The following is a 10,705-nucleotide window of genomic DNA, read 5'->3' as shown; positions in this document are numbered from 1 at the left end:
ACCAATCGATTATGAGTCGACTGCTCTAACCACTGAGCTAAGGGGCCTGACGGGCGACGATTATACGGTAATGAGCGGGGGAAGGTCTATAGCTGTTCGGCCGGATGGCTGTTTTCTATGCAGGATAGCTTATTGTTATTACTGTCAGATTTTGCGATAACAGCGGAAAACATGACATAAAGGGGACGTATGATCACGGATATTCTGGCAACCAACCTTCAGGTCGTTTTCTGCGGCATCAATCCGGGATTATCGACCGCTCATCACGGTTATCATTTTGCCAATCCCAATAACCGATTCTGGAAAGTGATCCATCAGGCCGGATTCACCGAGCGTTTACTCGCACCTGAAGAAGAACGGCATCTGCTGGATACCGGATGCGGTATTACCATGCTGGTTGAACGTCCGACGGTAGAGGCAATGGAACTGGCGAAAGATGAGTTGTTGCAGGGCGGCGAGGACGTTATTGAAAAAATGACCCGCTATCAGCCACGCGCGCTGGCCATTTTGGGCAAGCAGGCATTCAGCCTGGCATTCGGTATTAAAAAGGTAGCGTGGGGGCGCCAGACGTTGACGATTGGCGACACCCAGGTCTGGGTCCTTCCCAATCCCAGTGGGTTGAATCGTGCAACACTGGCGTCGCTGGTATCGTCTTATCGGGCGCTTTATCAGGCACTGCATGAAAACCGCTAAAAAACGCCGCTTGCGACGGTCCGTAAAGAGCGCAACCGGAATATGGCGGTAAAAAAATAGCCCCGGCTTCTGCCAGGGCTATTTGAGTACGTTATTAACGACGATTAATTAATCATCCAGGAAACTGCGCAGCACTTCGGAACGGCTTGGGTGACGCAGTTTACGTAACGCTTTTGCTTCGATCTGACGGATACGTTCACGTGTTACATCGAACTGTTTACCCACTTCTTCCAGCGTGTGGTCGGTATTCATATCAATACCAAAACGCATACGCAGTACTTTCGCTTCACGCGCGGTCAGACCCGCCAATACGTCGTGCGTTGCGGAACGCAGGCTTTCCGAGGTTGCGGAATCCAGCGGCAACTCCAGCGTCGTATCTTCGATAAAGTCGCCCAGATGTGAATCTTCATCATCACCAATCGGGGTTTCCATCGAAATCGGTTCTTTCGCGATCTTCAGCACTTTACGGATCTTGTCTTCCGGCATCAGCATACGCTCGGCCAGTTCTTCCGGCGTTGGTTCACGACCCATTTCCTGTAGCATCTGGCGTGAAATACGGTTGAGTTTGTTGATAGTCTCAATCATATGCACCGGAATACGGATGGTGCGTGCCTGGTCGGCGATAGAACGCGTAATAGCCTGACGAATCCACCAGGTCGCATACGTCGAGAATTTATAACCACGGCGGTATTCAAATTTATCTACCGCTTTCATCAGGCCGATGTTCCCTTCCTGAATAAGGTCAAGGAACTGCAAGCCGCGGTTGGTGTATTTCTTGGCGATGGAAATAACCAGACGCAAGTTTGCTTCAACCATCTCTTTCTTCGCGCGGCGAGCTTTCGCTTCACCAATCGACATACGGCGGTTGATGTCTTTGACCTGCTCAATGGTCAAGCCGGTTTCTTCTTCAATCTGATGCAGTTTCTGCAGGCTGCGCTTAACGTCTTCTTCTACGTCATGCAGCTTGTCCGACCAGGGTTTCGCCATGGCAATCGCGGCGGCAAACCAGCTTTCGTTGGTTTCATTGCCGGAGAACAGCGTGACGAAGTTTTTCTTCGGCATTTTGCAGTGCTCAACGCACAGCTTCATGATCAGACGTTCCTGAGTACGTACGCGATCCATCATGGAACGCATGCTGTTAACCAGAAAATCAAACTGTTTAGGGACTAAACGGAACTGTTTGAAGACTTCCGAAAGATTCAGAATCTCTTGCGCTGCTTTTGCATGACTACGACCATGCATTTTGATGACCTGACGAGTCGTTTCATACTGCTGACGCAACTCGGTAAATTTCTCACGGGCCAGTTCAGGATCGATGCTGTTGTCGTCTTCGGTATCGTCGTCTTCTTCCTCTTCATCGTCATCGTCCATTTCTTCACTCGAAAGCTCAGAACCGACGTGAGTCGCGGTAGGGGCAATATCTTCTTCCGCGTTCGGATCGACAAAACCGGTGATCAGGTCGGACAGACGGCTTTCACCTGCCTCGACACGATCGTATTGTTCCAGCAGATAGGTAATTGCCTCTGGATATTCTGCAACAGAACACTGAACCTGATTGATACCATCTTCAATACGCTTGGCGATATCGATCTCGCCCTCACGCGTCAGCAGTTCAACGGTACCCATTTCACGCATGTACATACGTACCGGATCGGTTGTGCGGCCGATTTCCGATTCAACGCTGGATAACACTTGAGCAGCAGCCTCTGCCGCATCTTCATCTGCGTCATTGGTATTTTCTGCCAGCAACAGATCATCCGCATCCGGCGCTTCTTCCATCACCTGGATGCCCATGTCATTAATCATCTGGATGATGTCTTCGATCTGGTCGGAGTCGATGATATCTTCCGGCAGATGGTCATTGACCTCAGCATAGGTCAGGTAGCCTTGCTCCTTACCACGGGTGACAAGTAGCTTTAGCTGTGACTGCGGGTTTTGCTCCATAAGACGGTATCCACACTTCAGAGTATTTGGGTTGGTGTCGGTCGGCGTAGTTCGTTCGCCAACAATAGCATTAGGGGTATTTTTCTTATCGCCGCGGCCCCTGTAGCGGCTCTTCGCAGAGCTCGACTCTGCTAGTTATCGGCAATTAAGCCTCGGTAATCAGTTTTTTCTGGTTAAAGCCAGTTGTAACGACCAAAGTTCTTTTTTTTCTTTGGCGTTAAGCCCATGCGTTCTCTCACGGGCAATCAATGTTTCCTGACGCTGCTTCAGCAGTTGATCGTAGAGTTCCGCCAGGCTTATTCTGAACTTGTCGTCCAGTTCATCCTCTTCGATCATATGGTTCCAGGAAGCCATGGTTTCAAGCTGCTTCCGGTATTTACTGTCTCTGTATTTCTCAAGCAGCAATCCCATGCTCATACCGGGGCTCGCGTTGCAGGTTTTCACTAAATCCTGAAACAGAGATAAACCTGCTACCTTGTTTTCTTCAATGCCTTCCAGTGCAAGTTCAGGCACTTCCACAGAAAGTCTGGGATTCTGTACTAAAAGTCCTATAAGTATACGCATAGTTGTGACTTTTAGCTGTGGCGGCTGATAGGACTGAGTCTGTTCTGCCACTTTTGGCAACAACCTGTCCAACTGGCTGTCATCCAGAATCCCGAGTTTATTGCCAAGCTGCTGGCGCAAATACAAACGCTGCGTCTCTCCAGGGACCTGACCAATCAAGGGCAGTACCAGCGTGCTGAGTTTGGTTCGTCCATCAGGCGAACTCATATCTACCTGCTGCTGTAATGTCTCAAAAAGAAACTGCGACAGCGGCAATGCCTGCTCCATCCGTTGCTCAAAAGCGGCCTTGCCTTCTTTGCGAACCAGCGTATCGGGATCTTCACCGTCTGGCAGGAACATAAAGCGTAGCTGACGACCATCATTCAAATAGGGTAGCGCGGTTTCCAGCGCGCGCCAGGCGGCTTCCCGTCCGGCGCGATCTCCGTCATAACAACAGACGACCTGATCTGTGGCACGAAATAGTAACTGAATGTGATCGGCCGTGGTGGATGTCCCCAACGAAGCAACCGCATAATCAATACCAAACTGTGCCAGAGCAACGACATCCATATACCCTTCAACCACGAGTAAGCGTTTGAGTTCAGGATGGTTTTGCTGTGCTTCATAAAGACCATAGAGCTGACGGCCTTTATGAAAAATTTCTGTTTCAGGCGAGTTCAGATATTTGGGCGTGCCATCGCCTAATACCCGGCCTCCAAATGCAATAACCCGTCCGCGTTTATCGCGGATAGGAAACATGACGCGCTCGCGAAAACGGTCGTAGGTACGGCCCTGATCGTTAGTCACCAACATGCCTGCATCGTTCAATGTACTGCGATCGTCGCTGTTGCGGCCGAAACGTTTTAATGCGTTGTCCCAGCCGGCTGGCGCAAAGCCAATCGCGAAATGACGAATCACTTCGGCGCTTAAGCCCCTCTGCTGCAGGTACTGCAACGCAGGACTACCAACGGATTGACTCAGTGTTTGTTGATAGAACGCACTCAATTGTTCCATCAAGGCATATAAACTCTGTCGTTGGTGACGTTCAAGCTGGGTTGGGCCAGTACCGGTTTCATACGGCACCTCAAGACCATGCATGGTGGCCAATTCTTCAATGCTTTCGACGAATTCGAGACGATCGTAATTCATTAAAAAATCGACGGCATTACCATGTGCGCCACAGCCAAAGCAGTGGTAGAACTGTTTCTCACCGTTGACGGTGAATGACGGGGTTTTTTCGTGGTGAAACGGACAGCACGCATGATAGTTCTTGCCCTGCTTTTTCAGTTTGACGCGCGCGTCGATGAGATCGACGATGTCGGTGCGAGCCAGCAGATCATTAATAAATACGCGTGGAATTCGTCCAGCCATAAGCCCCTGTTTTTTAACTTATAAACGATAGCTTATAAACGACAACAAGCCGCGCATTCCTTTCGGAAAGCACGGCCTTCGTATGCAACTGCTAAGTCTGCGGATTAATCACGCGGTGGAGGAAATCCTCCTAAAATTAATACAGACGAGTGCGGCGTGCGTTTTCTCGAGCCAATTTCTTCGCGTGACGTTTCACTGCAGAAGCTTTAGCGCGCTTGCGTTCCGTCGTCGGTTTTTCATAAAACTCACGACGACGAACTTCAGCCAGAACGCCTGCTTTTTCACAGGAACGCTTGAAGCGACGCAGAGCTACGTCGAACGGCTCGTTTTCACGTACTTTAATTACCGGCATGTGCCTCTCACCTCAATAAATTCGGTTTGCCGCTGGCCTTGTGCCAGCCTTTTCAAAATGGTGCGGAATTCTACTGCAAACGGGATGCCTTTGTAAAGCATGGCGGCGATCATAAAACACGCAGCCTTCGTCAGCGCAGAAAACAGGGCGCTTATGGTAGACTATCTGCCGCATGAAGCAAGCTGCATTAACCGAGAGCTTGTCCCGTAATAAAAGTAGGAACAGCAATGCGCGTATTGGGTATCGAAACATCCTGTGATGAAACCGGGGTTGCCATCTATGACACTCAGGCCGGTCTACTCGCCAATCAACTTTACAGCCAGGTAAAACTCCATGCCGACTATGGTGGTGTGGTGCCCGAACTGGCGTCGCGCGATCATGTGCGTAAAACCGTGCCATTGATTCAGGCGGCGCTGCTTGAGGCCGGATTAAAGGCCAGCGATATTGATGGCGTGGCGTATACCGCAGGTCCCGGACTGGTCGGCGCGCTATTGGTCGGCGCAACCGTGGGACGCGCCTTGGCGTTTGCCTGGAATGTGCCGGCAGTACCGGTGCATCATATGGAAGGACACCTGTTGGCGCCGATGCTGGAAGATAACCCGCCTGAATTCCCGTTCGTGGCACTGTTGGTTTCTGGCGGACATACCCAGCTGATTAGCGTAACCGGTATTGGCGAGTATCGACTGCTTGGCGAATCGATCGATGATGCGGCGGGCGAAGCTTTCGATAAAACGGCAAAGCTGCTCGGGTTGGATTACCCCGGCGGGCCCCTGTTGTCGAAAATGGCGCAGACGGGCGATGCCGCGCGCTTTACCTTCCCGCGCCCCATGACCGATCGACCCGGTCTGGATTTTAGCTTCTCTGGTCTTAAGACATTTGCCGCCAATACGATCCGGAATAATGGAGATGATGAGCAGACGCGTGCCGATATTGCTCGCGCATTTGAAGATGCGGTGGTGGATACGCTGTCAATCAAGTGTCGTAGGGCACTGGATGAAACTGGCTTCAAACGTCTGGTTATCGCCGGAGGTGTGAGTGCTAATCGTACGCTGCGTCAGCGTCTGGGAGAAATGATGGCGAAGCGCGGTGGCGCGGTGTTTTATGCCCGGCCTGAGTTTTGTACTGATAATGGCGCCATGATTGCCTATGCAGGCGTTGTTCGCTTACGGCACGGACAATGCCACGATCTCGGCGTTTCCGTGCGTCCTCGCTGGCCGTTGGCCGAGTTACCCGCCGTCTGATCAACTATCACCAGCAACGTTTATTGCTGGTGATACAACGAAATATCAATTTTTAGCAAAATTGCAGAGCGCTATCGCGGTTTCCCGCGATGGAGTGCGTTATAATTCCTGCTCGAATAAAATCAGAATAGCTTCGTAGAGTTGCTTGACGCTGAAGCCTCTGGCTGGTGTGGTGAATATGGTGTCATCACCGGCAATGGTGCCCAAAATGCCTTCTGATTTCCCCAGGGAGTCGAGCAGTCGGGCAATCAGCTGCGCCGCGCCTGGGCTGGTATGGATCACCACCACGGCATCATTGTAATCAACATCTAATACGAGATTTTTCAACGGACTGGTCGTGGTTGGCACACCCAGTTCCGCTGGCAGACAGTACACCATCTCCATTTTGGCATTGCGTGTACGAACAGCGCCAAATTTAGTTAGCATGCGTGAGACTTTGGACTGGTTGATATTTTCGAATCCATCGTCTTGTAAAGCCTGCACAATTTCACTTTGAGAACTGAATTTCTCTTCCTTCAGCAGCGCTTTGAACGCTTTAACTAAATCTTCTTGTTTTGTCGAGTTGCGCATTCTGCACCGGATTAGTGTGGTTGTTGGTTTTGTTATTATGCAGATAAGTGAATTTTTATGCAATGAAAATGCCTATAACATCATCTGTCAGTGTTTACCGTCGTCTCTCTGAAATAATTAAAAGCTCATAGTGTCGGTAGTCTGAGAAATGCGCCATTCGTCACATAACAGTGAATTAAATGTTATCAGAATGATGTTGTTTGGATGTCATTGATCGGTGTAATGTAGCTGACCAGTTAACCGGTCGTGAATGTGCGCCGAGTTATTAGCCCTGGAGCCCATTAACTTTACTTACCTTTCAAAATGTATGGCTGCTTTTGATTTATTATTAGGGACATAGCGTATTTTTTCGTCTCTTACGGCGCATGCTGAGCGGTGAGTAGATAGATGTAACTCTTTCTTCTTGCATTTAAGTTTATAACTAGATGAATTCACGGCATTTTTTTATTTTACGATAATAAGGAGTTTAGGATGAAAGTTGCAGTTCTCGGTGCAGCAGGCGGTATTGGTCAAGCCCTTGCACTCCTCCTCAAAACCCAGCTTCCTTCAGGTTCAGAATTATCTCTTTATGATATCGCTCCCGTAACACCGGGGGTTGCGGTTGATCTGAGCCATATTCCTACTGCGGTGAAAATCAAGGGATATAGCGGCGAAGACGCGAAACCAGCGCTCGTGGGTGCGGATATCGTTCTTATCTCCGCGGGCGTCGCCCGTAAACCCGGTATGGATCGTTCTGATTTGTTTAATGTCAATGCCGGGATTGTGCGCAACCTGGTTGAGCAAATTGCCAGTACGTGCCCTAAAGCCTGCATTGGCATTATCACCAACCCGGTAAATACGACGGTCGCTATTGCCGCTGAAGTGTTGAAAAAAGCGGGTGTTTACGACAAAAACAAACTGTTTGGTGTCACCACGCTGGATATTATCCGTTCCAATACGTTTGTGGCTGAATTGAAAGGCAAACAACCGCAGGACATCAATGTTCCGGTTATCGGTGGCCACTCTGGCGTGACTATTCTGCCGCTGCTGTCACAAATCCCCGGAGTAAGTTTCAGTGAGCAAGAAATCGCTGATCTGACAAAACGTATCCAGAATGCGGGTACGGAAGTTGTAGAGGCAAAAGCCGGTGGCGGATCGGCAACGCTGTCCATGGGACAAGCGGCGGCGCGCTTTGGCCTGTCTCTGGTTCGTGCTTTGCAGGGAGAAAGCGGCGTCACAGAATGTGCATACGTTGAGAGTGATGGTGAGTATGCCCGTTTCTTTGCGCAGCCGGTTCTGTTAGGTAAAGACGGGATTGTTGAGCGTAAAGCAATTGGGACGCTGAGTGCTTTCGAGCAGCAGGCGCTGAAAAATATGCTGGAGACGTTGAATCAGGATATTGCTTTGGGTGAGTCATTCATCAATAGCTGATGACAACATGGATTTAATATCCCAATAAATATAAAGCCGGAGATGAAAGTCTCCGGCTTTTTTACTTAACTGGGACGGATTAATTTTTTTCTATCAATGAGTTGGTCGGTTTCTGGATCGTAATATCGGCTGGGCCAGATTTCTGATGGATGAATACCTAACGCATCGGCAATGAGCCATTCTCCCTTGGGCCAGGGCCGTGACAGCGCATTAGCGAGTGTCGATGAACTCAATCCGGCAGCGCGTGATACTGCCGCCAGCGTAGTGCCTTTCTTGCGCAGAGCAGCAATGATATCAGCGGGATGCCAGTCATGTTTCCTTAAACTCATAATCCTTCCCTTATTTGCTATAAGACGACTGTATATTAGTGGTATAAATAACAGGTGTTAGTTATATGCCAAGCTAACATGACATTATTATTTGGAAATAATATAGCATCAATTTTCTAAAAAATTCTCAATTAATTTCCAAATAGATTGGTTTTTGTTAGGAGTGGCACTATCAGGATGAAAGGCGATGAAAAAAGAGTGGTTTGCGACCAGCGAACTGGTTGGCGTTGGCGGCCTTCCGAAATCAAGACAGGGATTGAATAAGCGTGCGCGCGAGGATGGATGGGAAAAGCGCCGCCGTAAAGGGGTTCAGGGACGGGGCGTCGAATATTCGATTCACAGCCTGCCTGACTCCGTCAGAAAATCCTTATTACTTGAAAGCGAGTCACCGTCATATTCTATAAAGCAGCCCGCGACGCTGGCGGTCTGGATGCAAATTTATTCTCAGCTCTCTGAGAGAGAAAGGAATGAACTCATTGCTTATATTCTACGAGTCGGTGTGTCTGCCACCTTGAACCAGTTGGGAATATCTGCATCAAATGAAGCCCCTGATCTCAATGACACGATCGAGTAAATGCCCGCCAGTGTCTGCCATCTGGAGTGTGTCTGGAAGGATGGCAATGATTTCTCCCTCTATTTTTTTCAACACGATTTTCTTCACTATCTGCATGCAGTTTAATTTCTGCCGGGATGATGAACTGTGTATGCTTTAGCGATATCAATAACGCGTAAATGTTAGATGTTTGGGTAATAATAGTCTATTATATGGAAACTTTTTGGGGCGCAATTCAAGACTGCCCATACCGGATAAGCAAGGGAGTGACGATGATGGACAAAGAGTGGTTTTCAACGAGTGAATTGGTTGGAATCGGTGGATTACCCAAGTCTCCCCAAGGGCTGAATAAACGGGCTCGTGATGACGGATGGGAAAAGCGACGGCGCAAAGGCGTTCAAGGACGCGGCGTGGAGTATTCCATACGCAGTTTACCGCATGAAGTCAGAAGTTCTCTTGTAATGGAAGAGAGTATGTCGCCAGCATATCGGGTAGAAAAAGAGCCTGCGTTACTGGTGTCATGGATACATATTTTTAATCAGCTGTCAGAAAGTGAACAATCGCAACTGATTAATTTCATTTTGCGGGAAGGAACGCGGGCGATGCTGTCTCGTCTGGATAATGTGACGGATGACCAGACAGCATAGTCGATAAGGCGATGGCGCAACGGGAATGCGATCAGAAATCGCGCTGCACTGCTAAATGGGCAAGACCTTCAAGTGCGGTACGAAAAGGGGTCTCTGGGAGCTGACGCAGCGCATCGATCGCTTTATCTGCCTCTTCCTCCGCACGCTGACGAGTGTAGTTGAGCGATCCGCACTGCTGCATAGCGGTAAGTACGGGGTCAAGCAAATGACGTCCGTTGCCTTCCTCTATCGCCTGACGAATCATGGCGCGTTGCTCGGCATTGCCATTGTGCATGGCGTGCAGCAGCGGCAGTGTCGGTTTACCTTCGTTAAGGTCGTCGCCGGTATTTTTACCAAGCGTTTGACCGTCAGCGCTATAGTCCAACAAATCGTCTATAAGCTGAAACGCCGTTCCCAGATAGCGGCCATAATCCTGCAATGCGGTTTCCTGCTCGGGGGTGGCACTCGAAAGAATGGCTGAAGCCTGGGCTGCCGCTTCAAACAGACGTGCGGTTTTACTGTAAATGACCCGCATATAGCTTTCTTCGGTAATATCGGGATCGTTACAGTTCATCAACTGCAATACTTCGCCTTCTGCAATCACATTCACTGCTTCTGACATCAGCCCCAGCACGCGCAATGATTCCAGGCTGGTCATCATCTGAAATGCGCGGGTATAGATAAAATCACCAACCAGTACGCTGGCGGCGTTGCCAAACGCCGCGTTTGCCGTTGCTTTACCACGACGCATGTCGGACTCATCCACAACATCGTCATGAAGCAGCGTGGCGGTATGAATGAATTCTATCAGCGCCGCGACCGTAATATGCTTGTTGCCTTCATAGGCAAGCGCTCTGGCGGCAAGTACAGCGATCATGGGACGGATACGTTTGCCCCCGCCACTGATAATGTAATGACCGAGCTGGTTAATAAGAATGACATCCGAGTTCAGTTGTTCAAGAATGACTTTATTAACCGCTTTCATGTCCTGCGCGGTTAGCGCTGTAATTTGTTCTAGATTCATTGTATGTGCCAGCTGTTTTCTTCAACATTGCCGTAAGATTACTGCTTCA

Annotated in this window: 11 protein-coding genes; 5 read left to right on the top strand and 6 right to left on the bottom strand. The window is 49.5% G+C overall.

Translation table 11 applies throughout. The features are described 5' to 3' along the window. The first annotated feature begins 189 nt into the window (after positions 1 to 189). Entirely contained in the window at positions 190 to 693 is a 504-nt protein-coding gene (mug, locus tag B4923_RS19705; protein ID WP_109491408.1) for a G/U mismatch-specific DNA glycosylase, read from the top strand. Between the two features lie 108 nt (positions 694 to 801). Here mug and rpoD read toward each other — a convergent pair whose 3' ends face one another. The 3 genes from rpoD to rpsU all read right to left on the bottom strand — a co-directional run bounded on the left by rpoD (position 802) and on the right by rpsU (position 4,903). Then, positions 802 to 2,637, bottom strand: coding sequence for an RNA polymerase sigma factor RpoD (gene rpoD, locus B4923_RS19700; RefSeq protein ID WP_109491407.1), 1,836 nt, complete (start codon positions 2,635 to 2,637; stop codon positions 802 to 804). Between the two features lie 159 nt (positions 2,638 to 2,796). Continuing rightward, the gene (gene dnaG / locus B4923_RS19695) at positions 2,797 to 4,551 is read right to left on the bottom strand and encodes a DNA primase (RefSeq protein ID WP_109491406.1); all 1,755 of its coding nucleotides are present in this window, start codon (positions 4,549 to 4,551) and stop codon (positions 2,797 to 2,799) included. Positions 4,552 to 4,687: 136 nt separating this feature from the next. Continuing rightward, positions 4,688 to 4,903 carry a 30S ribosomal protein S21 gene (rpsU, locus tag B4923_RS19690; protein ID WP_001144069.1) on the bottom strand — a complete coding sequence of 72 codons (216 nt, stop codon included), beginning with the start codon at positions 4,901 to 4,903 and terminating at the stop codon, positions 4,688 to 4,690. A gap of 227 nt (positions 4,904 to 5,130) precedes the next feature. On the opposite strand from rpsU, the gene tsaD reads away from it, so the two are divergent. Beyond that, entirely contained in the window at positions 5,131 to 6,144 is a 1,014-nt protein-coding gene (gene tsaD / locus B4923_RS19685) for a tRNA (adenosine(37)-N6)-threonylcarbamoyltransferase complex transferase subunit TsaD (protein ID WP_109491405.1), read from the top strand. A gap of 99 nt (positions 6,145 to 6,243) precedes the next feature. Here tsaD and argR read toward each other — a convergent pair whose 3' ends face one another. Continuing rightward, complete coding sequence (gene argR, locus B4923_RS19680) at positions 6,244 to 6,714, bottom strand: transcriptional regulator ArgR (RefSeq protein ID WP_109491404.1); 471 nt, start codon at positions 6,712 to 6,714, stop codon at positions 6,244 to 6,246. A 471-nt stretch (positions 6,715 to 7,185) separates the two neighbouring features. Between argR and mdh the strand changes: the two genes are divergently transcribed. Then, positions 7,186 to 8,124, top strand: coding sequence for a malate dehydrogenase (mdh, locus tag B4923_RS19675; RefSeq protein ID WP_109491403.1), 939 nt, complete (start codon positions 7,186 to 7,188; stop codon positions 8,122 to 8,124). A gap of 65 nt (positions 8,125 to 8,189) precedes the next feature. Here mdh and B4923_RS19670 read toward each other — a convergent pair whose 3' ends face one another. Further along, the gene (locus B4923_RS19670; RefSeq protein WP_109491402.1) at positions 8,190 to 8,453 is read right to left on the bottom strand and encodes a helix-turn-helix domain-containing protein; all 264 of its coding nucleotides are present in this window, start codon (positions 8,451 to 8,453) and stop codon (positions 8,190 to 8,192) included. A gap of 187 nt (positions 8,454 to 8,640) precedes the next feature. On the opposite strand from B4923_RS19670, the gene B4923_RS19665 reads away from it, so the two are divergent. Together B4923_RS19665 and B4923_RS19660 are read left to right on the top strand one after the other, a co-directional pair. Then, on the top strand, positions 8,641 to 9,027 hold the full coding sequence (locus B4923_RS19665; RefSeq protein ID WP_109491401.1) for a DNA-binding protein: 387 nt from the start codon (positions 8,641 to 8,643) through the stop codon (positions 9,025 to 9,027). A gap of 254 nt (positions 9,028 to 9,281) precedes the next feature. Continuing rightward, a complete protein-coding gene (locus B4923_RS19660) occupies positions 9,282 to 9,653 on the top strand; it encodes a DNA-binding protein (protein ID WP_109491409.1) in 372 nt (123 codons plus the stop codon). A gap of 31 nt (positions 9,654 to 9,684) precedes the next feature. Here B4923_RS19660 and ispB read toward each other — a convergent pair whose 3' ends face one another. Beyond that, on the bottom strand, positions 9,685 to 10,656 hold the full coding sequence (gene ispB / locus B4923_RS19655; RefSeq protein WP_109491400.1) for an octaprenyl diphosphate synthase: 972 nt from the start codon (positions 10,654 to 10,656) through the stop codon (positions 9,685 to 9,687). Between the last annotated feature and the right edge of the window lie 49 nt (positions 10,657 to 10,705).

This window comes from Brenneria roseae subsp. americana (genome assembly GCF_003115815.1).
GTDB lineage: Bacteria > Pseudomonadota > Gammaproteobacteria > Enterobacterales > Enterobacteriaceae > Brenneria > Brenneria roseae.
This window is presented reverse-complemented; position numbering and strand designations above follow the sequence as displayed.